This is a genomic window from Microvirga sp. HBU67558, assembly GCF_018069605.1.
GTDB lineage: Bacteria > Pseudomonadota > Alphaproteobacteria > Rhizobiales > Beijerinckiaceae > Microvirga > Microvirga terrae.
On the sequence record NZ_JAGPUP010000562.1, the window covers coordinates 78,499 to 99,478 of the forward strand.

A 20,980-nucleotide genomic window follows, 5' to 3' on the forward strand; every position below is an offset into this window, starting at 1 on the left:
CGGTGCGGTTACTGCCGTGAATGCAACTGGGAATCGACGCCCCTGTTCCACTCGCTACGGTCAAGATCCCTCGGCGACCCGACGCGCCCAGAAGCCGCGGCCGGGATCATAGCCCCAGACGCCAAGTCCGAAGAAGACCGCCAGGGCGGCAATACAGACGGCCAATGCCACCGGCTCAAACCGCAGATAGAGGGCGAAGCGGATCAGCTCGACCGCGTGGGAGAACGGGTTGAGCCAGGCGATCGCGGCGAGGATCGGGCTCACCTCTTCCAGCCGCCAGAGCGGGTAAAGCGCCGTCGAGGCGAAGAAGAGCGGAAAGATGACGAAGTTCATCACCCCGGCGAAATTCTCGAGCTGACGGATCATGGACGATAAGGCCAGGCCGAACGACGCCAGCATGAGGCCGGCGAGGCCGAGGGCCGGCAACGTTGCCAGATAGCCGAGTGCGGGCGGCCGGACGTCCCAGAACCGGGCGAGGACGAGAAACAGGTAGACGATGGGCAACACCGTCACGGTATTGGCAAGCAGGCGGGCGCCCAGCAGCCACCAGCGCGGCAACGGGGCGGTCAGGAGCACCCGCATCGATCCCATCTCCCGGTCGTAGACCATGGACAGCGAGCTCTGCATGCCATGGAACAGCAGCATCATCCCGGCCAGCCCAGGGACAATGTAGACCTCGTACAGAATGTAGGTCTGGTACGGCGGAATGATCGAGAGCCCGAGCACCGAGCGGAACCCCACGGCGAAGATTCCGAGCCAGACCAAAGGCCGCACGACCGCCGCAGCCAATCGCCCGCGCTGTCCGACGAGACGCAACATTTCCCGATGCATGATGCCGGTCAGGGCTCGCACGGCATAGCGCATCGTCATGACGGCCCACCCGTGATCCGCAGAAAGGCTGCTTCGAGACCTTCATTCGGGGCGAGGTCGCCGGCCCTTCCGTCCCAGCGCACCGTCCCCTGATGCAGGATCACGAGCCGATCCGAAGGCTCGACCTCCCCGAGCATGTGAGTGGCCCAAAGAACACTCAAGCCGCCGCGGCAGAGGGAGCGCACGTGAGACAGGAGCAGCTGGCGGGCGGCAATGTCGAGACCGGCCGTCGCCTCATCGACGATCAGGAGCTTGGGCCGATGCAGAAGCGCCCGTGCGATTTCCACACGCCGGCGCAGTCCGCCCGAAAGGGATCGCACCTTGTCGTCCCGCCGGTCGTTGATGCCGAAGCGTCCCAGTTCCTCTCCTGCACGCTCCCGAGCCTCCCCGCGCGAGAGCCCGTGCAGGGCGCCATGATAGGCCATGTTCTGACTGACTGTGAGATCCAGATCCAGTGTCGGCATCTGGAACACGACGCCGAGGCGGGCGAGAGCCCGGATAGGGTCGCGGCGGATTGAGTGGCCGAAGATGCGGATGTCGCCGTGCTGCGCGTTGTAGAGTCCGGTCGCGAGAGCGATGAGCGTCGTCTTGCCCGCACCGTTGGGTCCCAGGAGCACCGCGAAGGAGCCGGGTTCCACCGACAGGTTCACCTCGGACAACGCACGACGCGTGCCGAAGCCGTGGCTCAGATTGTCGATGGCAAGGGCCGTCATGGCGCGACGACGAGGCCCCAGGGCGAACGGCCGACCCCGATGGTCTTCACCACCTGCCTGTCGTCGAGATCGATCACCGAGACATCGCTCGAATTGCCGTTGGCCGTGTAGAGGCGCTTTCCATCCGGTGAGAGGGCGACGTGCCAGACACGCTGGCCGACGAGGTAGGTGCGCAGCACCTTGAAGGTCTTCGCGTCGATCTCGGCGACCCGGTTCGCGGGACCCAGCGCCACATAGGCGCGGGAGCCGTCGGATGTCAGCTGAATGCCGACCGCTTGCACGAGCTCGCGTGGAACACCCGGCACCTCGAAGGCGATCCTGGCCAAAGGCTCACGCGTCTCGGCATCGAACACCTCCACGGTCCCGCGCAATTCGGACGAAACCCAGATCTGACGGCTGTCGCCCGAGACTTGCGCCACCCGCGGACGCGTGCCGACAAGTACGTTGTCGACGAGCTCCAGCGTCTGCGCATCGATCACGTGGAGCATGCTCGTGGTCTCTGAGGTATTCACGACGAAGCGTCCGTCCGGGCTCACGCCCATTCCCTCCGGCTCGACGCCCACCTGCACTTCGGCCACGATGCGACGTCCGGGGATGTCCAGGACGGAGACGAGGTTGTCATTCTCGTTGGCCACGAACAGACGGCGCCCGTCCGGATGCAGCACGAAGAATTCCGGGTCCTCGCCGGACGGCAGCGAGCCTTCCACTCTTCGGGATTTGAGATCCACCACATCGATCCGGTTGTCGTCGCCCACCGCCACATAGAGCTTCTGCCTGTCCGCGCTCAGCCCGATGCCTCGCGGTCGGCGCCCGACAGGAATCGTACCCGTCTGGTCCAAGGTGGTTCCATCGATGACCGAGATGGTGTTGTCCTGCTCGTTCGATACATACACCGTCTCGGCGAAAACCACCTGGAGGTTGAGCGCGATTGCCAGCAACGCTAAGATCAAAGCTTGCATCGGCTCTCCTCCCGGTCTGTTCCCAGCGTATCGAGTTCGGATCCGCGGTGCAGATAACCCGCCTGCGGTGAGACGGAGACGAGAAGCCGAGGCCCCGCGATGAGGATCGGCTGTCGCATCTGCCCGTCCCAGGCACGGAAGCTCTGCCCCTGCCCTTTGAAGCCGGAGAGGATGAAATCCGGGCCGCGCAGGAACGATGCAATCCCGGCCGGGTCGGCACTGCGGGATCTGACAGCGGCTTCCCCGATGGCGCGCACCGCCGCCCAGGCAGCGTAGTCGATGGCGCTCATCCGGCGGCCGGCGGATTTCTCGAAACGGGACTGAAGCTGCGTTGCCCCCCATTGCTCCGACACGGGACTCCAGCCCGTGGTGACGAGCCCATGCGTGCCGGCGACGGGACGAGGCCGCGCCGTGCGGTAGGAGAGGAACTCGCCGAACTCGTTCGCCTCATCGGCGACGACGAGCACGTCGTGATCCGTAACCTGAGTCAAAGCGGGGATTTCGGTCTGCAACGTCACATGGCCCGTATCCGAGCGCGCATGACCCGGCTTGAAGGTCCAGTCCTTCTCGACGGCGATGTCGGCTCCGAAGCGGGCAGCCGCCCGGCGGAAGGCGTCGGCCTGCAGCCTGTCGCCGGACGTGCCGCCGGTCACGAGAAACCAGCGCCGCCAACGCTTGGACATCAGATACTGCGCGAGCGCGTCGGCCAGCATGGCGCGGCTCGGGATGGTATGAAGCACGTTGGCGCGGCAGGACTCGTTGCGTAGCGCATCATCCGGTGCGCGGGCATTGATGAGCAGCATCTCACGGGCGTCGGGCACGGAAGCCGCGGCCAACAGGAGCGGCGCATCGAGATCCGAGACAACAAGCCGGACGCCTTCCCGCACCAGTTCCCGGATGACGTCCTCGGGCTTGCCGTCAATCTTGACGGTCCGCTCCACGAGCGTGAAGCTCTGTCCGGTGAACCGGCCGGTGGTCGCGTTGTCGGAGAGACCCAGCCGAGCCCCTGCGATCCCCTCGTCCCGGATCGACCGGTCGATCGGAGAGACCGGCTCGACCGGATCGCGCTCCTGCGTGATGACTGCGATGGTGATGACGCCTTCCTCGGCCAGAGCAGGCGCGGACAGGACCATCGCGATCAGGACCAGAATGATCTTCATTCAGCGGCTCTCGCCTCGTGAAGGGGCCGGTCCTCGACGATCCGGGCCGGGGACCCGCCCAAGGTGATGGCGCGATGAGCGAGGGCCGCCTCGTGCCAGTGATGTGTGACGAGCAGTGTCGTTGGGCGCAGACGGCGCACATGGGACGCCACAAGATCCTGCATCTCGCGAGACGTATCGTCGTCGAGAGACGCGAAGGGCTCGTCCAGGAGGAGCAGCTTCGGCTCCACCGCCAGCGCACGGGCCAGGGCCACGCGCCGCGCCATGCCGAGCGAAAGCTGATGCGGGTAGACGTCTTCCGAGTCTGCCAAACCGATCTGACGCAGCCAGTCTCCGGCCTTTGCGGGCTGGTCTGGAAGAGCAAGCTCGAGATTCCTGCGCGCGGTTCGCCACGGGAGAAGGCGCGGCGTCTGGAAGAGATAGCCGACGGGCTGCCGCAAGCCCGTGATGGATCCCTCGAAATCCGTGTCCAGCCCGGCCACGATCTGCAGGAGGCTGGACTTGCCGATGCCCGATGGCCCCACGATGGCACAAACCTCGCCGTCGGCGAGTTCGAGGGTCAGGTTGTCGAACAGCACGCGAGGGGGAGCACCGCCTCGCGCCGGATGAATCTTCCGGTCGATCATGATCCGAATCGTCATCGACGCCACCGCCCAGAGCGGCGTTCGAGCGGCGCGAACAGCACGGCCTCGATGAGCATGACACACAGGACGAAGGCAGCCGCGTAGGCCATGACCCGCGGCACGTCGAAGAGCTGAAAATAGCTCTGCAGCTGGAACCCGACCCCGTTGGAGCGTCCGAGCAACTCGACCACGAGAACGATCTTCCACACCAGCGCGAGTCCGTTGCGGGCTGCGGCCAGGGCATAGGGCGCCAGCTGAGGCGCAATGACCTCGCGCAGCGTCGTCCATGGGCCGAAGCGGTAGACCTGCGCGACGTCCGTGTAGTCCCGGTCGAGGGCTCTCGCACCTTCCCGAAGCGTCACGGCGACGTTGGGGATCTTGTTGAGCGCCACTGCCACCAGAAGCGCGGTCTCGACCAGGCCGAGCCACACATAGGTCAGGATGATGATCACCAGCGCCGGCACATTGAGCAGGATGACGAGCCACGGATTGAGCCAGCGGTCGAGCCATCCCAGGCGTCCGAGGGCGACGCCCAGGGCCGTGCCGGCGACCATGGCGATCGCAAAGCTGATGCCGACCCGCGCCATGGTGATTCCGAGATGATGAAGCAAGGGTCCGTCGACCGCCTCATGGACGAGGCCCTGCAGCACCGCGAGGGGACCGGGAAACAGCCTGCTCCCGACCCAGCTGGCCCCAATCTGCCACAGGCACAGGAAGAGCAGGACAGAGGCAATGCCCTGCCACGCCCCCCTGCCCTCGACCTCAGCAGCACGCATCGGCGGCCTCAATAGGAGATTGCGGGCCAGAAGGTCTTCGCATCCAGCACGCTCGACGATCCGACCAGCTTGTCGCCCCCTATCTTTGCAAGAATAGCATACAGTTCGGCGCAAGCCTGTCTCTCGGCTTCAGACCACCGATCCGGAATTCCTCTGCGAAAACCATGCTGGAGGGCCGCCAGGGCTACCGGGTCGTCGGTTCCGATCTGCGGGGCCAGACGGATCCACTCGTCCTTCGCGCCGGCAAGCAGCGCCTTCGCATCCCGGGAAGCTGCGACGAAACCCTGAAGGGTCGCATCCGCACGGACGGCCCAGCTCTCCCGAAAGGCATAGCCCAGCATCGGCACCTCGTGATCGATGCCGAGGCCGCGGATCATGTCGTCGACGGACAGGAGCGCTCTGGCCCCGTCGGCCTCCAGACGGGCCGCATAATGCCAATAGGTCAAGACGGCGTCGATGCGGCCGCGGGACAGCTCCTCGTTGAGCAGCGGCGGGGCTCCGAAGACGGGCTCGACGGACTCCGCGACATCGACACCGAGTTCCTGCTGGGCAAAGGCCCGGAGGAGAAGCCAGCTCTTGTCGAGAGGTCCGCCTGCAACGCCGATGCGCTTGCCCTTGAGGTCACGGAGGCTCCCGACCTTGGAAGCGGGCGGAAGCATGAGCGCGCCGACGGCCCGTGAATAGGGAACGAAGCTGAAGTCGGCTCCCTCGCTCCGCTGGCGGGCCACCCAGGGCCAGTCCGTGACGATCACGTCCACCGCGCCCGCCTGCAGGGCGACCTTGGCCGCTTCGTTGGATGCAAACTCGACCGGCACCACGGTGATCCCGTGCTTCCGGTCGAGCCCGTAATGGCGGAGGGTGTCGATTTCCCAGGCGACGGTGCCGAACCTGAGCAGTCCGGCCCGGACCGTGCGGTCTTCCTGGGCCTGCGCGGGTCCGAGGGCGAGCAGGACGAGGATGAACCAGGCAATTCTGACACGCATGGCCGAACTCGGGGCAAACGACAGCCCCAGTCAACGGTCAAGCTTTGGATTGGTTCCGAATCCAATCCGATGCGCGGGCCGCCCGCCGGGTCGACAGGGCCAGGGCCTTCAATCAACGATGCATCGCCCGGCGCCATTTTCCGGGGCTCGCGCCAACGCAGCGCGTGAAGACGCGGGTGAAATAGCTCTGATCGCCGAAGCCGCAGATGAGCGCGATGTCGGCCAAGGGCAAGGTCGAGGACATGAGGAGGCTTTTGGCTTCCTGCACGCGGATATGCGTCAGATAGTGATGCGGGCTCATTCCTGTCGTGCGGCGGAAGGCCTTGGCGAAATAGCTTGGCGTGAGACGGCATTCGCGCGCGATGTCGGCGATGGTCAGACGGGCTGCAAGACGGGAGTGCATGATTTCCTTGGCGCGTCGCTCCTGCCACGATGCGAGCTTGCCGTTGTCGGGAATAGCCGGGAGATGCATGCCCCCATAGCCTTCTGCAAAATAGGTCAGCAGGCTCAGAGCCATCTGATCGACGAACAGCGGATTGGTCTGTGACAGTTCCGGCGGTGCCGAGAGAAGGAATGCGCACATCGATCCCAGGATGGGATCATTGGCATCGGGCAGGGCGCGCAGAGTCGATATCGGCGACGCGCCGCGCTCATAGGCGAGATCGTCCAGAGCCTCCTTGCGCATGTAGAACTGCACGCCGTCGAACGGCCCACGAATTCGGCTGCGAGGATCTTCCGACAGGTCGGCCGCGCTGACCGTCCCTGCCGCGAAGCCTCGCGCGTACCGCATGCGGCCGTTGAGCCAGAACTCGTGCTCCTCCACGTCCTTCAATTTGTAGGTCGCGCTGAAGGCGGCCTCGGGCTCGATCAGAACCGTCCGATCCCGATCCTGGCGCATGCAGGTCAGCCGCGTGACGGCGAGGGAGAGACGGTTGTCCTTCGAGACCTGCAGGATGCTCTGGCTGACCATCTCGACATGACGTCCGAGCCGCCGGCCGAACAACCCGGATTGTGTGTTTTCCTGAACGGCTGGCATGTCAACTCGCTTCAATCAATGGAGATCCTGGCCTTACGGTTGAATCCTTCGCTCTTCACGTTCCTCGTACGACGGAGGCATCCGGGTTTATGTTATCTCCTCGGATTCATGTCGCCTGGATGTCGGAAGCGGCAGAGACGGCAGAAGCAGTTCGAGCTCGCCGCGCCTCTCCTCGAGGGAGGGAGGAAGCTTCAAGCTCATGCCCAGTCTTTCAGAATTTTCATCGATATCGAACCCCGGCCCGTCCGTCGCGAGTTCCAGGAGAAGGCCGCAGGTCGAACGGAAATTGACAGACCGGTAATAGATTCGGTCTTTGGACTCAGTTGCAACGATTCCGTACCTGTCGTGAAGCGCGCGCACAAGGGAATCCTGGTCGAGGGCGTCGCGGGCCCGGATGGCAACATGATGAATGCTCCCTGCTCCAAGCTGACCTCGCGGGAGAAGGCCGGCCTCGTCGAGCGTGATGGTGCCGCCCGGTTGGTCATGCGCCGCGAGGCGGACAAGTTGGCCCCGGCGGCCAATCTCGTTAAAGTCCAGGATCTCTCGAAACAACTCGCTCAGCGGATCGGCCAAGCGCACCTTCAACACAAGATCGTGAAGTCCCTGGATTGCATAGGCCGCGGGAACGTCGGAACGATTCCGAGGTTCAGGCGCCACGGGCGCGGCCGCCTCCACGAGGGCCAGCATCGCGCCGTCGGGATCTTCGAACATGAGGCACGGCTCACCGAATCCCGTCCATCCGATCCCGCAGGGAACATCGGCCTCCTGAAAGCGACGCTTCCACCAGTCCAGCGCTCCCAGGGGAATGCGGAACGCCGTCTGCCATGCCTCGCAGGCCCCGCGCCTGCCGCGAGGCACCCGCTGCCACGGGAACAGGGTAAACAGGGTGCCTGGCCGGCCGACCTCGTCACCGAAGCAGAGGTGGAACGTCCCTGGATCCTCGTGAGACACCGTCCGCTTGACGAGCCTCATGCCGAGAAGACACGCGTAGAAGCGGCAGCTCCGCTCAGCGTCGCTCGAGATCAGCGTCACGTGATGAAGGCCGCGTCCGGCCATGGCTGCACTCCGGTGTATCGTTTCCGCCACCCTATCGGCTGGTAATCGCGTTTGTCTCGTCCTCTTTTGCCAGAGACCGACACTTTCCCGAACGCCAAGCCCAGATCGTCCAAGTCCGTTTCATTTTCGACAAGATTCTCAAGACCAATGGCTCGATTGTTCCCCCGCCAGCCCTCACCCGAACAGGATCGACCATGTCCGTCAAAGCATCCCCTACGCCCGGCTCGAACCTCATCAACCCCGCCGATCACGCTTTGATCCTCATCGACTTCCAGTCGCAGATGTCGTTTGCGACGAAGTCGATCGATGCCGTGAACCTGCGCAACAATGCAGCCATGATCGCCCAGGCTGCGGCCGGCTTCAGGGTTCCGACGATCCTGACGACCGTCGCGGAGAAGAGCTTCTCGGGCCCGATGTTCTCCGAGGTCACGGACGCCTTTCCGGGCCAGAGCCTTCTCGACCGCACGTCGATGAACACCTGGGAGGATGCGGCCGTCATCGACGAGGTCAACCGGATCGGCAAGAGCCGCCTGGTTTTCGCGGGCCTTTGGACGTCGGTCTGCATCGTCGGCCCGACGTTGTCGGCGCTCGATCAGGGCTTTGAGGTCTATGTGGTGACCGATGCGTGCGGCGATGTCTCGACCGAGGCGCACGAGCGCGCCGTGGAACGCATGATCCAGGCCGGCGTCCGGCCGATGACCGCTCTGCAATATCTGCTCGAACTGCAGCGCGACTGGGCCCGGACCGAAACCTACGACCTGACGACGGGAATCGCGAAGAAGTACGGCGGCGCCTACGGTCTCGGCATCATCTACGCCAAGACCATGTTCGGCGCGAGCGAAGGCGCCCACGGCGACTCGGCGGTCGCGGCGGAATAGCCGGCTCCCCCGGCGGGTGCAGGACCATCCCTGCATCCGCTCCATCCTCTTCGATGTCCCGTCGACTGCCATGCCCGGCAGACGCGAGCGAAAGCCGGCTATGTCCATGCCCCATGATCGTCGTACCGTGCTCGCCGGCCTTGGTGCATTCGGGGCGGGCTTTGCTCTTCCCAAAGGCCTGGAGGCTCAGACGATGAAGACGTCCGCCGACCTGATCCTGTTCAACGGCAGGATCACGACCCTCGATCGTCAGGCTCCCGAAGCATCCGCTGTGGCTATCCGGGACGGGCGCTTCGTCGCCGTCGGCGCCGAACGGGAGATCATGACCCTCGCCGGCCCCGACACGCGCCGCGTGGATCTGAACGGCCGCCGGGTCATCCCCGGCCTGATCGACAGCCACATGCACATCATCCGTGGCGGCCTCAACTACAACATGGAGCTGCGTTGGGACGGGGTCCGCTCCCTGGCCGATGCCATGCGGATGCTGAAGAAACAGGTGGACCGCACACCGGCGCCGCAATGGGTGCGCGTGGTCGGCGGCTTCACGGAGCATCAATTCGCCGAGAAGCGGCTGCCGACCCTCGACGAGATCAACGCCGTCTCGCCCGACACCCCTGTCTTCATCCTGCACCTTTACGACCGTGCGCTGTTGAACGGCGCCGCCCTGCGGACCGTCGGCTATACCAAGGACACGCCCAATCCTCCCGGCGGCGAGATCCAGCGGGACGCGCAGGGCAATCCCACGGGCCTGCTGATCGCCAGGCCCAATGCCACGATCCTGTACGCCACCCTGGCGAAGGGCCCGAAGCTTCCGCCCGAGTACCAGAAGAACTCCTCGCGCCATTTCATGCGCGAGGTGAACCGCCTCGGAGTGACCGGCGTCATCGATGCCGGAGGCGGCTTCCAGAACTATCCGGACGATTACCGGATCATCGAGGAGCTGCATCGGGAGGGCCAGCTCACGGTGCGTCTCGCCTACAACCTCTTCACGCAGAAGCCGAAGGAAGAACTGACGGATTTCGACACCTGGTCCAAGCAGGTCAAGCCAGGCCAGGGCGACGATCTCTACCGCCATAACGGCGCCGGCGAGATGCTGGTCTATTCGGCTGCCGACTTCGAGGATTTCAAGGTCGAACGGCCCGAGATGCCGCCCTCGATGGAGGCCGATCTCGAGCCCGTCGTGCGCCTGCTCGCCCAGAACCGCTGGCCGTGGCGCCTGCACGCCACCTACAACGAGACGATCACCCGGGCGCTCGATGTGTTCGAGAGGGTAAACAGGGACGTGCCGCTCGAGGGCCTGCACTGGTTCATCGATCACGCCGAGACCGTCGATGAGCGCAACATCGACCGGATCGCGGCTCTCGGCGGCGGTATCGCGGTCCAGCACCGGATGGCGTTCCAGGGCGAGGATTTCGTGGAGCGTTACGGCGACAGGGCGGCCGAGCACACGCCCCCGGTCCGGCGCATGCTGGAGGCCGGCGTTCCCGTGGGCGCAGGCACCGATGCCACCCGGGTGGCCTCCTACAATCCCTGGGTCTCCCTGTCCTGGCTCGTGACGGGCAAGACCCTCGGAGGGCTGACGCTCTATCCGGCGGCGAACCGCCTCGACCGCGAAACCGCCCTTCGCCTGTGGACCGAAGCCAACACCTGGTTCTCGACGGAAGAAGGCAAGAAGGGTCAGATCAAGGTGGGCCAGCTGGCGGACCTGGCGGTTCTGTCCGACGATTTCTTCTCCGTTCCGGAGGACGCGATCCAGGACATCGCGTCGGTTCTCACCCTTCTCGGCGGTCGGCCGGTCTACGGCGATGCCGAGTTCAAGGATTTCGCGCCGCCTCTGCCACCCCCGATGCCGGACTGGTCCCCTGTCCGCACGTTCGGTGGCTACCAGCAGCGCCGGGCCGGTCCTGAATCCGACCGAAAATACACCTTCGCGGCAGCGGCTGCCTGCGGCTGCGTCAATTCCTGCGGTGTGCATGGCCATTCCCATGCCGCGGCCTGGGGATCCGCATCACCGACGTCGGATTCACGCTCTTTCTGGGGAGCGCTCGGCTGCTCCTGCTGGGCCTTCTGAGAGAAGCACCATGACCGATATCGCGGCTCCCCGCCCCGTCACCCGAATGCTGGCCCTGCCTGGACTCGACTATCTGGCGCGCCTCGCGCTGGCGTCGCCCTTTCTGATCAGCGGGGTCGTGAAGCTCGCCGATTTCGGCGGAGCGGTGAATGAAGTCGTGGGGCTCGGCCTCCAACCGGCCGCGCCGATCGCAGGGCTGGTCATCGCCACGCAGCTCGGCGGGTCCATTCTCTTCCTCGCCCGCCGGACCTGCTGGCTCGGCGCCGGGATCCTGGCGGTGTTCACCGCTCTGGCCACCCTTCTCGCACATCCCTTCTGGGCTTTCGAGGGGCCCGATCGCGGCCGCCAGACCGCCACGTTCTTCGAACACGTGGCCATCGTCGGCGGTCTTGGTCTCGCGGCCTTGCTGGCCAACGGTCGGGGCACACGCTCATGAGCGAGACCCCGGCCGGCCTCGCGCAGGCGCCGGCGTCACCGCCGCCCGGCACCTTCGCGCCCCTCCGCCACCGCCTCTTTGCGGTGATCTGGACCGCGACGGTGCTCGGCAATATCGGCACCTTCATGCGGGACGTGTCGTCCGCCTGGCTGGTCACGGGGCTTTCCGCCTCGCCCGCGTCGGTCGCCATGATCCAGGCCGCCGGCACGCTGCCGTTCTTCCTGCTCGCGATTCCGGCCGGCGTCCTGTCCGACATCCTCGACCGGCGGCGCCTTCTCATCGCCCTGCAGATCGTTCTCGGAAGCGTGAGCTCCCTGCTCGCCGTCCTGGCCTGGACGGGCTCCGTCTCGGTCGAAGGCCTCATCGTCCTCACCTTCCTCGGCGGCGTGGGGGCGGCCCTGGCGACCCCGGCCTGGCAGGCCATTACGCCGGAGCTCGTTCCACGGTCAGACCTGAAGGGCGCCGTTGCGCTCAACTCCCTCGGCATCAACATCGCCCGCTCCATCGGGCCCGCCCTGGGCGGATTTCTGCTGGCGCTTCTCGGGGCCGCCGCCGTCTACGGCCTCGACGTCCTGACCTATGTCCTTGTCGGCGGTGCCCTGCTGTGGTGGCGCCGCGAGGCCGATCATGATGACGGACTGCGGGAGAATTTCGGCGGAGCCTTGCGCGCCGCCCTGCGCTATGCCCGGGCGAGCCGCGACCTCCATCGCATCCTGTGGCGGGCCGTTGTGTTCTTCGCCTTCGCCAGCGCCGTCTGGGCCCTGCTCCCGATCGTCGCCCGGCAGGAGATCGGCGGCGGGCCGGGCTTCTACGGACTGCTGCTCGGCAGCGTCGGAGCAGGCGCCATCGCGGGCGCCGTCCTGATGCCGCGGGCCCGCGCCCGGCTTGGGCAGGACGGCCTGGTGCTCGCCGCAACCCTCGTGACGGCGGCCGCGACCATCCTGCTCGCCCTCACCAACCTGGAGATCGTCGCCATCGTCGCGACCTTCGTTCTCGGCATCGCGTGGATCGCCATGCTGACCACCCTTAACAGCACCATGCAGGCCATTCTGCCGAACTGGATCCGGGGCCGGGGCCTCGCGATCTATCTCACCGCCTTCAACGGCGCTATGACGGCGGGCAGCCTGGGCTGGGGCTTCCTCGCGCAGGAGATCGGCACGGACACCGCCCTGGTCGCGGCCGGCCTCAGCCTCGTCGTGGTTGCCCTGCTCGCGCATCGCGCGCCTCTGCCGGCCGGCGAGAGCGATCTGACGCCATCCCTGCACTGGCCCGAGCCGGCCATGGCCGAACCCGTTGCGCATGACCGGGGGCCGGTGATGATCATGGTGACCTATCGAATCCTGCAGGCCGACCGTGCCGCCTTCTTGGCTGCGCTCGAGCGCCTCTCCGAGGAACGCTGGCGCGACGGCGCCTATTCCTGGGGCATCTCCGAGGATGCGGCCGATCCCGAGCACATCGTCGAATGGTTCTTCGTCGAATCCTGGGCCGAGCACCTGCGCCAGCACAAGCGGATCTCGAAGGCCGACGCGGATATCCAGGCCGAGGCCCGGCAATTTCACCAGGGCGCCGAGCCGCCCCTGGTTCAGCACTTCCTGGCCGTCGAAAGGCCAAGCCGACAGCCACGTTGAAGCACTTAGCAAGGAGAGCACCCCATGGGGACGATCACGACGAAGGACGGGACGAAGATATTCTACAAGGACTGGGGAGCGGGACAGCCGATCCTGTTCTCCCATGGCTGGCCGCTTTCGGCCGATGCCTGGGACGGCCAGATGCTGTTCTTTGGCCAGCAGGGCTACCGCGTCATCGCGCATGACCGCCGCAGCCATGGTCGCTCGGACCAGACCTGGGACGGCAACCACATGGATCAGTATGCGGACGACCTGGCCGAACTGATCGAGACGCTCGATCTCAGAGACGTCATCATGATCGGCCATTCCACCGGTGGCGGCGAGGTTGCGCACTACATCGGCCGCCACGGCACCGGGCGAGTTGCGAAGGTCGTCCTCGTCGGTGCCGTGCCGCCGCTCATGCTGAAGACCGAGGCCAATCCGGAAGGCACGCCGATCGACGTCTTCGACGGCATCCGCCAGAACACTGCCGGTGACCGCTCGCAATTCTTCAAGGACCTCACCATGCCGTTCTACGGGTTCAACCGTGACGGCGCGAAGGCCAATGAGGGCCTGCGCGAGTCCTTCTGGCTCCAGGGCATGATGGGCGGCATCAAGGGCGAATACGACTGCGTCCACGAGTTCTCGGAGGTCGACTACACCGAAGATCTCAAGAAGATCGACAAGCCGACGCTCGTGATCCACGGCGACGACGACCAGATCGTGCCGATCAAGGCATCGGCGGAAAAGACCGCGAAGATCGTCAAGGGCGCCGAGCTCAAGGTCTACCTAGGGGCTCCCCACGGGTTGGCGCAGACCGAGGCGGACCGGTTCAACGCCGACGTGCTCGCCTTCATCAAAGGCTAGCGGATCACTGGCCTTGGAGGGCCGCGTCAGCGCAGTCGGCCGGACGAAATCGCTGCCGGTCGGATGACGCGGTCGCCGGGCGGGGTCATCCCGATTGTCTGAGGAGAATGGAAGAGGGGACATCCATGTGCCCCCTCTGGCCGCGCAGGGGCGGTTCGTGTTCTAATCGGGCCATAGCCTGAGCTATGGAGCCGAGGAGCCGGGAGGCCATCATGCGGCCAGATCTGCGCGCGAAGGATCCATCCCGGGAAGCAGAGCCGTTCATCAACCTGCCGGATCGCCCCCTCGAGGGGGACCTCGTCGCGGCCCTGATGAGGCGTCATGAGGTTGCCGCGGAGCGGCTGATCGGATGGCTGCGCGTGGCCATCGGCCTGTGCGTCTTCACGACCGTGATCCTCGCTGATCGCATTCTGCTTCGTTTGACGGGAATGACCCTCGACATGTTCGAGCGGAACGCCTGGATCGCCTCCTTCGGCTTCCTCCTCGTCGGGGCCGTCAGCATCGTGCTCGCGGTGCCGCAGCGCTGGCGCCACGGTTTCGCCTACCTGTTCATGGTGATGGATGTGGGGCTTGTCCTCGTCATCGCGTTCTTTGCCGTCGGCGAACGCGGACTGCCCGGCAACGCCCTGCCGTCCGCGCCAATCACCTGGGCGGCGCCGCTCGTTCTCGCCGTCGGGGCCCTCCGCTACGACGTGAAAGTCCAGCTCTGTGCCATCGCGCTCCTGGCGATCGGTCTGATCGGGATTGCCGTCGCGTTGGACCACCGTCTGGTCCTGGATCCTGCCGCCATGGCGGCGCCCGCATGGCATCGCCTGTTCTCGATGCCGGTCAACGTGATGCGGCTCGAACTGCTTCTCCTTGCGGGCGCAGCGACGGCCTTCGGCATCATCCGGTCGCGGCGCCTCCTGGCCTCCGCCGTCAGGGATGCCATCGGGCGGGCGAGCCTGTCGCGCTTTCTCCCGGCCGAGATCGCCCCCCGGGTGGCGGCCGGCGACGTCAACCTGCGCCGCGGGCGTCGTCAGAAAGCCGTGATCGTCTTCGTCGATATCCGCGACTCCACCGGTCTGGCCGAAGGCATGGACCCGGAGCGCCTGTCTCAGTTCTTCACGGCTTTCAGAACCCGGATCCTGGGAGCCGTCCGCAACCACCGCGGCTTCGTCGACAAGTTTATCGGGGACGGGGCGCTGATCCTGTTCGGCGTGCCGGACGAGACCGGCGACGACGCGGCGCGAGCCCTCGCCTTCGCGCATGATCTCGTCCGCATCGTGGCCGCCTGGAACGCGACCCGTGAACTGCCCCATACCGTGCGGATCGGCATCGGGATCCACGTCGGCGAGGTGTTCTGCGGGATCGTCGGCGACGAGGAGCGGATGGAGTTCACGGTCCTGGGCGATGCGGTGAACGTCGCCTCGCGTCTCGAGCAGGCGACGAAGCGGTATGGTGAGATGATCCTGGCCTCGGGGGCTGCCGTCGAGGGCTCGCCCGATCGCACGGCATGGCGGGAAATCGGGCTTGAACCTCTCGCTGGGCGCAGGGAACCGATCCCGATCTTCGCGCCGATTCCAGCCGCGGCGGCCACCGATGGCCATGTGCCTGCTGCTCCTCACGCATCACAGAAGCCCACCTAGAACCGAAAGCGCCAACACACCGTGCGATCCGAGGTATGCATACGCCCAGCCCGCATTATCCTTTTGTCAAACTTTACTGCTCAATTCACGGTCGCCGCAGGTTGATCCCGCGAAATCCGAAGGGAGAACGGAATGACATCGAAGCCGTGTATCGTTCTGGGCGTACCGGTTCAGGAGGGCGCCGGCCGGCTCGGCTGCGATATGGGGCCGAGCGCCTTCCGGACCGCCGGCTTGATCAGCGAGTTGCAGAATCTCGGCTATATCGTGGAGGATCGGGGCAACATCGCACCCAGGCCGCTCCGCGATCTGCAGCATCCGAATCTCGCCATCAAGGCGCTCCCGGAAACCGTCGCCTGGACCGAAGCCATCGCCGAGGCAGCCTATCAGGCAAGCCGCGACGGCATGCCGATCTTTGCCGGCGGAGACCACAGCCTCTCGGCCGGCTCCATGACGGGGCTTGCGCGCCGGGCCGCGGAGGAAGGTCGCGAGTTCTTCGTCCTGTGGCTCGACTCGCATCCGGATTTCCATACCCTTACCACCACCACGAGCGGAAACCTCCATGGGGTGCCCATGGCCTATGCAACCGGGCGCAGCGGGTTCGAAGGCTATTTTCCCGCCCTCGCCGCCCCCATCAAGCCTCAGAACGTCTGCATGATGGGCATCCGCAGCGTCGATCCGGCAGAGCGCTCGGCGCTGCAGACGGCGGGCGTGACGGTTCACGACATGCGGTCCATCGACGAGAACGGCGTCGTGTCGCTCCTCGACGCCTTCCTGAAGCGTGTCGCAGCGGCCAATGGGGTTCTCCACGTGAGCCTCGACGTGGATTTCCTCGATCCGGCGATCGCGCCTGGGGTCGGCACCACCGTTCCTGGCGGCGCGACCTTCCGCGAGGCGCACCTCATCATGGAGATCCTCCACGACAGCGGCCTCGTGGGGAGCCTCGACCTTGTCGAACTCAACCCGTTCCTCGATGAGCGCGGCCGGACAGCCCTGCTCATGGTGGATCTCGTGGCGAGCCTGATGGGACGGCGGGTGCTGGACCGCCCGACCCAGAGCTATCGCTATACTCCAAAGATCGGGTAAGCCACTCGAACCCTGGGGAACAAGGAACCGAAAGGCGGCAGACGACCCTGGAAGAAGCCCGACTTGGTTGGGCGATCCTGGCGCTCCCTATGGTAAGTCCCTGCGCCCGCAGATGTCTGGATATCTGGAAGGACATGCAATAAAATTGCCATAAGGGCGAAACATCGGGGTTTCCGCCCATTGCGAGGGTTGGGGCCTTCCGATGAAGGGCATCCCTTTCCACCCAACAGCAAGCGAGAGGCGGAATGACCGCTGATAGACCAAAGGTCGTGATCGTCGGGGCGGGCTTCGGAGGGCTGACGGCCGCTCAATCCCTCGCGCGGGTGCCGGTCGACGTGACGGTCATCGACCGTCACAACTACCACTACTTCCAACCACTCCTCTACCAGGTCGCCACGGCGGCCCTGTCGCCGGCCGACATAGCCTGGCCGATCCGCGGCATCCTCAGGCGGCAGAGGAACACGACGGTTCTCCTGGCGAATGTCACCGGCATCGATGTGGATGCGTGCAGTGTCAGGGCGGGACCGGTGGACGTCCCTTACGACTTTCTCGTCCTCGCGACAGGCGCGACCCATTCCTATTTCGGACACCCGGAATGGGCCACTGTCGCTCCAGGGCTGAAGCAGATCGAGGATGCGACCTCCATCCGCCGGAAGGTTCTTCTCGCCTTCGAGCACGCCGAACTGACCGACGATCCTGACGAACAGCGCCGTCTTCTGACATTTGTGATCGTGGGCGGCGGCCCCACCGGCGTCGAGATGGCCGGCGCCATTGCGGAGGTGGCTCATCATGCCCTTCCGGCCGAATTCCGGCGCATCGACCCGCATGCGGCCCGGGTGATCCTGATCGAGGCGGGGCCCCGCCTGCTGCCGACGTTTCCAGAGGATCTTTCAACCTATGCCCATCGGGCGCTCGAGCGGATGGGCGTGGAGGTCAGGACGCTCGCGCGGGTCACGAACTGCGATGAGGCCGGGGTCGACCTCGAGGAGGCGCGGATCGAGGCCGGCACGGTCATATGGGCCGCAGGCGTCGTGGCTTCTCCGGCCGGCGCGTGGCTCGGGGTGGAGCAGGATCGCGCCGGGCGGGTCAAGGTCGGGCCCGATCTGACCGTTCCGGGCAGGCCGGAGATTTTTGTGATCGGCGACACCGCGACTGTGACCGACGCGGCCGGCAAGCCGGTGCCGGGAATCGCGCCGGCGGCCAAGCAGATGGGCCGCTATGTGGCCGACATGATCGCCGCGAAGGTCGAGAACAGACCCTTACCGGGGCCGTTCCGGTACCGCCATCAGGGCGATCTCGCCACGATCGGGCGCAAGGCCGCCGTGGTGAAGCTCAAGTCGGTTCATCTCACGGGCTTTATCGGCTGGCTGTTCTGGGGCTTCGCGCACGTCTACTTCCTGATCGGCCTGCGGAACCGTGCCGTCGTGGCGTTCAGCTGGTTGTGGAACTATCTGACCTACCAGCGTGGAGCGCGCCTCATCACCGACGGTCCGGCCATGCAGATGATGGCCCGCGATGAGAAGACACGAGCCTTACCCGAAACCGCCGAAGGGGGCGCCCGGTCCGGTCGGGATCAGGCGCGATCAGGCACAACGGACTGGCGGTAGGTCCGCAGGTAACCCGCAGCAGCCGGCTTCGTCACGCGCGCCGCCCTCAATCGTCTGCGCGCATCTTGAAGAGATCCGGATATTGCCGCGGCTGGGAGCGCAGGTACTGGCTTGGCGCCCGGACCGCCGCGCCGAAATGCGCAGCCGCATGCCAGGGCCAGCGAGGATCGTAGAGGATCGCACGGGCAAGGGCGATCAGATCGGCGTCCCCGGTGACGAGGATGGATTCCGCCTGCACGAAATCCGTGATGAGACCGACGGCGATGACAGGCATGCCGACCGGTTTCACCGCGCGGGCCAGAGGCACTTGGTAGCTCGGTCCCACGGGGATCTTTTGTGCTGGGGTCAAGCCTCCGCTCGAGACATGGATCGCACTGCAGCCGCGCGCCTCGAGGGCCCTGGCAAATTCCACCGTCTCCTCGATGGTCCAGCCGCCCGGCGCCCAGTCCGTGCCAGACACCCGCACCGTCACCGGGCGCCCGGCCGGGAACACGGCCCGAACGGCATCGAACACCTCGAGCGGGAAGCGCATCCGGTTTTCGAGCGATCCGCCATAGCTGTCGTCCCGCTGGTTGGAGAGCGGCGACAGAAACTGGTGAAGCAGGTAGCCATGAGCCGCATGAATCTGAACGGCCTCGAGGCCGAGCCTCGCAGCCCGCACGGCCGCCTCGGCAAAGGCGTTCCGTACCCGCGCAAGACCATCCCGGTCCAGAGCCGCCGGAGAAGCCTCGCCGCTCTCCTGCGGGATCGCGGAAGGCGCCTCCGTCTTCCAACCATTGGCATGATCGGGGGCGATCTGCCGGCCCCCCTTCCAGGGCACTTCCGTCGAGGCCTTTCGCCCGGCATGGCCGAGCTGGATCGCGACAGGCATGTCGGACCAGCGCCGGATGCCGTCCAGAACGCGGCCCATCGCAGCCTCGCATGCGTCCGAATAGAGCCCGACGTCCCCGTAGGTGATCCGGCCTTCGGGCGTGACCGCCGTCGCCTCGATGGTGAGCAGCGCTGCCCCCGAGAGAGCAAGCTGACCCAGATGAATCATGTGCCAATCGTTCATGCAGCCGTCCTCGGCCGAGTATTGGCACATGGGAGCGATGACGATTCGGTTGGCGAGTTCCAGATCCCCGACCCGGAAGGGTGTGAAGAGTTTCGCGTGCGACATGGGTTGCCTCGTCGATTGCGGATGGTTCAGGCTTGTGAGGAGTACAGTGGCATTGAAACGCGTCGGCAGCCGGAAAGGTCTGACAGGTCACGGTATCTTTGTGACCGATCCAGCCGCTCTTTTGCTGACCGCGATCATTCGGATTATCATCACTTGCTCTTCTGTGAGTTGTCTTCAAGCCCAAGCTTGGTCATGGCAGCCCTCCATTATTCGTCGGGCTGCCCGCTGCCGATCCAGATTTCGTGATGTTCTGAACAAGAATGGCCGCTCCAGAGCAACCGCCCAGCGAAATTGTATTCTCGCTCGGGGATCGACAGATCTGCGTACCGAACATGGCAGCCGCCGATGAGGAACAACCGCGCCGAAGTCGCACGCAAGGCCGACATCTGCCGGGTTACGACACCCATCAGGCAGAATCGACAGCATGGAGGAAAGCCGTGGCGGACGGAATTTGTGACATCTGTGGCATCCGGTTCTCATCGGCGAGCCGGGTGTCGGCAAGACGGCCATCGTCGAGGGGCTCGCGCAGCGCATCGTCGCCGGCGAGGTGCCCGAGAGCCTCCGGGACAAACGCCGCGTCGAACTCTCGATCAACTCGATGGTGGCCGGCTCGAAATATCGGGGCGAGTTCGAGGAGCGCGCCCAGCAGATCCTCAAGGAGGTCACAGAGCGGAACAACGAGCTCGTTCTGTTCATCGACGAGATCCACACCATCGTGGGGGCCGGCCAGGACGGCGGCGAAAGCGGGCTCGACACGACAACGTGTTCAAGCCGGCGCTGGCCCGTGGCGAGCTCAACCTGATCGGTGCCACGACACTCAACGAATACCAGAAACACATTGAGAAGGATGCTGCCCTGGAGCGTCGCTTCCAGCCGGTCTTCGTCCCCGAGCCGACGGTTGCCCGGACCATCATGATCCTGCGGGGCTTGCGCGATACTCCCGAAGCGCACCACAAGGTCACCATCACGGAGCTGATGGACGTCCTTCGTAGCCATTTCCGGCCGAAATTCATCAACCGCATCGACGAGATCATCGTCTTTCATGCCCTGACCCGCAGCGAGATCCGCTCCATCGTCGAGCTTCAGCTGGAGCCCGTCAGGTGGACGGCTCATGGCCAGGGAATCGATCCTGCGATCGACGACAGCGTCGTCGATCATCTTGCCGCTGCCGGCTTCCGGCCCGAGTTCGGAGCGCGCGAGCTGCGGTGACTGATCCGCACGGAGTTCGAGACGCAATCGGCCCGGGCGATGCAGGCGGACGAGGTCCATGAAAGCGACCGGGTGACCGCACGCTGGGACCCCGAGCGGCAGAAGATCGTTCTGGAGCCGCAGCCTCGAGGACCACGGACAGAGCAGGTTCCGGCCGACGCCGGGGCGAGCATCGCAACGCTGTCGAGATGCAACGGGACGCTCAGCGACGACCCGGGGACGAGGGACGCACGGCCGCTGAGTGAACATCGTAGCATCG

19 protein-coding genes and 1 pseudogene are annotated in these 20,980 nt (G+C 65.4%); 10 read left to right on the forward strand and 10 right to left on the reverse strand.

All coding sequences use genetic code 11. From position 1 onward, the window contains the following. Positions 1–60 precede the first annotated feature (60 nt). The 9 genes from KBI52_RS30530 to KBI52_RS30570 all read right to left on the reverse strand — a co-directional run bounded on the left by KBI52_RS30530 (position 61) and on the right by KBI52_RS30570 (position 8,176). Positions 61–870, reverse strand: a complete 810-nt coding sequence (locus KBI52_RS30530; protein WP_210812676.1) for an ABC transporter permease — start codon at positions 868–870, stop codon at positions 61–63. Continuing rightward, positions 867–1,583 (reverse strand): ABC transporter ATP-binding protein, encoded by a 717-nt coding sequence (locus KBI52_RS30535; protein WP_210812677.1) that lies wholly within the window; start codon positions 1,581–1,583, stop codon positions 867–869. The genes KBI52_RS30530 and KBI52_RS30535 overlap by 4 nt, the downstream gene beginning before the upstream one ends. Further along, the gene (locus KBI52_RS30540; RefSeq protein WP_210812678.1) at positions 1,580–2,542 is read right to left on the reverse strand and encodes a PQQ-dependent catabolism-associated beta-propeller protein; all 963 of its coding nucleotides are present in this window, start codon (positions 2,540–2,542) and stop codon (positions 1,580–1,582) included. Before KBI52_RS30540 ends, KBI52_RS30535 begins: the two co-directional genes overlap by 4 nt. Continuing rightward, complete coding sequence (locus KBI52_RS30545; RefSeq protein ID WP_210812679.1) at positions 2,530–3,702, reverse strand: ABC transporter substrate-binding protein; 1,173 nt, start codon at positions 3,700–3,702, stop codon at positions 2,530–2,532. Before KBI52_RS30545 ends, KBI52_RS30540 begins: the two co-directional genes overlap by 13 nt. Further along, positions 3,699–4,343: an ABC transporter ATP-binding protein gene (locus KBI52_RS30550; RefSeq protein ID WP_210812680.1), complete on the reverse strand. Its 645-nt coding sequence runs from the start codon at positions 4,341–4,343 to the stop codon at positions 3,699–3,701. Before KBI52_RS30550 ends, KBI52_RS30545 begins: the two co-directional genes overlap by 4 nt. Next, positions 4,340–5,101: an ABC transporter permease gene (locus KBI52_RS30555; protein ID WP_210812681.1), complete on the reverse strand. Its 762-nt coding sequence runs from the start codon at positions 5,099–5,101 to the stop codon at positions 4,340–4,342. The genes KBI52_RS30550 and KBI52_RS30555 overlap by 4 nt, the downstream gene beginning before the upstream one ends. 8 nt (positions 5,102–5,109) lie before the next feature. Further along, on the reverse strand, positions 5,110–6,084 hold the full coding sequence (locus KBI52_RS30560; RefSeq protein WP_210812682.1) for an ABC transporter substrate-binding protein: 975 nt from the start codon (positions 6,082–6,084) through the stop codon (positions 5,110–5,112). A 112-nt stretch (positions 6,085–6,196) separates the two neighbouring features. After that, a complete protein-coding gene (locus KBI52_RS30565) occupies positions 6,197–7,120 on the reverse strand; it encodes a helix-turn-helix transcriptional regulator (RefSeq protein ID WP_173949380.1) in 924 nt (307 codons plus the stop codon). Positions 7,121–7,207: 87 nt separating this feature from the next. Next, positions 7,208–8,176, reverse strand: coding sequence for a VOC family protein (locus tag KBI52_RS30570; protein ID WP_173949381.1), 969 nt, complete (start codon positions 8,174–8,176; stop codon positions 7,208–7,210). 194 nt (positions 8,177–8,370) lie between these two features. Between KBI52_RS30570 and KBI52_RS30575 the strand changes: the two genes are divergently transcribed. From KBI52_RS30575 to KBI52_RS30610, 8 genes are all read left to right on the forward strand, one after another. Beyond that, positions 8,371–9,054, forward strand: a complete 684-nt coding sequence (locus tag KBI52_RS30575) for a hydrolase (RefSeq protein WP_173949382.1) — start codon at positions 8,371–8,373, stop codon at positions 9,052–9,054. Positions 9,055–9,154: 100 nt separating this feature from the next. Then, complete coding sequence (locus KBI52_RS30580; protein WP_210812683.1) at positions 9,155–11,125, forward strand: amidohydrolase; 1,971 nt, start codon at positions 9,155–9,157, stop codon at positions 11,123–11,125. 10 nt (positions 11,126–11,135) lie between these two features. After that, positions 11,136–11,561 (forward strand): DoxX family protein, encoded by a 426-nt coding sequence (locus KBI52_RS30585; protein WP_210812684.1) that lies wholly within the window; start codon positions 11,136–11,138, stop codon positions 11,559–11,561. After that, positions 11,558–13,189, forward strand: coding sequence for an MFS transporter (locus KBI52_RS30590; RefSeq protein ID WP_173949385.1), 1,632 nt, complete (start codon positions 11,558–11,560; stop codon positions 13,187–13,189). The genes KBI52_RS30585 and KBI52_RS30590 overlap by 4 nt, the downstream gene beginning before the upstream one ends. A gap of 24 nt (positions 13,190–13,213) precedes the next feature. Then, a complete protein-coding gene (locus KBI52_RS30595) occupies positions 13,214–14,035 on the forward strand; it encodes an alpha/beta fold hydrolase (RefSeq protein ID WP_173949386.1) in 822 nt (273 codons plus the stop codon). Positions 14,036–14,247: 212 nt separating this feature from the next. Then, positions 14,248–15,663 carry an adenylate/guanylate cyclase domain-containing protein gene (locus KBI52_RS30600; protein WP_247654738.1) on the forward strand — a complete coding sequence of 472 codons (1,416 nt, stop codon included), beginning with the start codon at positions 14,248–14,250 and terminating at the stop codon, positions 15,661–15,663. A 132-nt stretch (positions 15,664–15,795) separates the two neighbouring features. Further along, on the forward strand, positions 15,796–16,746 hold the full coding sequence (rocF, locus tag KBI52_RS30605) for an arginase (protein ID WP_173949388.1): 951 nt from the start codon (positions 15,796–15,798) through the stop codon (positions 16,744–16,746). 245 nt (positions 16,747–16,991) lie between these two features. Continuing rightward, entirely contained in the window at positions 16,992–18,353 is a 1,362-nt protein-coding gene (locus tag KBI52_RS30610; protein ID WP_210812685.1) for an NAD(P)/FAD-dependent oxidoreductase, read from the forward strand. A gap of 46 nt (positions 18,354–18,399) precedes the next feature. Here the strand turns inward: KBI52_RS30610 and KBI52_RS30615 are convergent, their stop codons facing one another. Further along, positions 18,400–19,512, reverse strand: coding sequence for an NADH:flavin oxidoreductase/NADH oxidase (locus KBI52_RS30615; protein WP_173949390.1), 1,113 nt, complete (start codon positions 19,510–19,512; stop codon positions 18,400–18,402). Positions 19,513–19,978: 466 nt separating this feature from the next. On the opposite strand from KBI52_RS30615, the pseudogene KBI52_RS34340 reads away from it, so the two are divergent. Further along, positions 19,979–20,526: pseudogene (locus tag KBI52_RS34340) on the forward strand (AAA family ATPase); the annotation flags it as partial. Positions 20,527–20,598: 72 nt separating this feature from the next. Continuing rightward, the gene (locus tag KBI52_RS34345) at positions 20,599–20,721 is read left to right on the forward strand and encodes a hypothetical protein (RefSeq protein ID WP_371823232.1); all 123 of its coding nucleotides are present in this window, start codon (positions 20,599–20,601) and stop codon (positions 20,719–20,721) included. Positions 20,722–20,980: the final 259 nt, after the last annotated feature.

Coding starts and splice junctions, on each gene's coding strand:
- KBI52_RS30530 (WP_210812676.1), bottom strand. CDS start 870: ATGACGATGCGCTATGCCGTGCGAGCCCTGACCGGCATCATGCATCGG.
- KBI52_RS30560 (WP_210812682.1), bottom strand. CDS start 6,084: ATGCGTGTCAGAATTGCCTGGTTCATCCTCGTCCTGCTCGCCCTCGGA.
- KBI52_RS30600 (WP_247654738.1), top strand. CDS start 14,248: ATGCGGCCAGATCTGCGCGCGAAGGATCCATCCCGGGAAGCAGAGCCG.
- KBI52_RS30610 (WP_210812685.1), top strand. CDS start 16,992: ATGACCGCTGATAGACCAAAGGTCGTGATCGTCGGGGCGGGCTTCGGA.
- KBI52_RS30550 (WP_210812680.1), bottom strand. CDS start 4,343: ATGACGATTCGGATCATGATCGACCGGAAGATTCATCCGGCGCGAGGC.
- KBI52_RS30535 (WP_210812677.1), bottom strand. CDS start 1,583: ATGACGGCCCTTGCCATCGACAATCTGAGCCACGGCTTCGGCACGCGT.
- KBI52_RS30555 (WP_210812681.1), bottom strand. CDS start 5,101: ATGCGTGCTGCTGAGGTCGAGGGCAGGGGGGCGTGGCAGGGCATTGCC.
- KBI52_RS30590 (WP_173949385.1), top strand. CDS start 11,558: ATGAGCGAGACCCCGGCCGGCCTCGCGCAGGCGCCGGCGTCACCGCCG.
- rocF (WP_173949388.1), top strand. CDS start 15,796: ATGACATCGAAGCCGTGTATCGTTCTGGGCGTACCGGTTCAGGAGGGC.
- KBI52_RS30575 (WP_173949382.1), top strand. CDS start 8,371: ATGTCCGTCAAAGCATCCCCTACGCCCGGCTCGAACCTCATCAACCCC.
- KBI52_RS30585 (WP_210812684.1), top strand. CDS start 11,136: ATGACCGATATCGCGGCTCCCCGCCCCGTCACCCGAATGCTGGCCCTG.
- KBI52_RS30580 (WP_210812683.1), top strand. CDS start 9,155: ATGTCCATGCCCCATGATCGTCGTACCGTGCTCGCCGGCCTTGGTGCA.
- KBI52_RS30570 (WP_173949381.1), bottom strand. CDS start 8,176: ATGGCCGGACGCGGCCTTCATCACGTGACGCTGATCTCGAGCGACGCT.
- KBI52_RS30565 (WP_173949380.1), bottom strand. CDS start 7,120: ATGCCAGCCGTTCAGGAAAACACACAATCCGGGTTGTTCGGCCGGCGG.
- KBI52_RS30545 (WP_210812679.1), bottom strand. CDS start 3,702: ATGAAGATCATTCTGGTCCTGATCGCGATGGTCCTGTCCGCGCCTGCT.
- KBI52_RS30615 (WP_173949390.1), bottom strand. CDS start 19,512: ATGTCGCACGCGAAACTCTTCACACCCTTCCGGGTCGGGGATCTGGAA.
- KBI52_RS30540 (WP_210812678.1), bottom strand. CDS start 2,542: ATGCAAGCTTTGATCTTAGCGTTGCTGGCAATCGCGCTCAACCTCCAG.
- KBI52_RS30595 (WP_173949386.1), top strand. CDS start 13,214: ATGGGGACGATCACGACGAAGGACGGGACGAAGATATTCTACAAGGAC.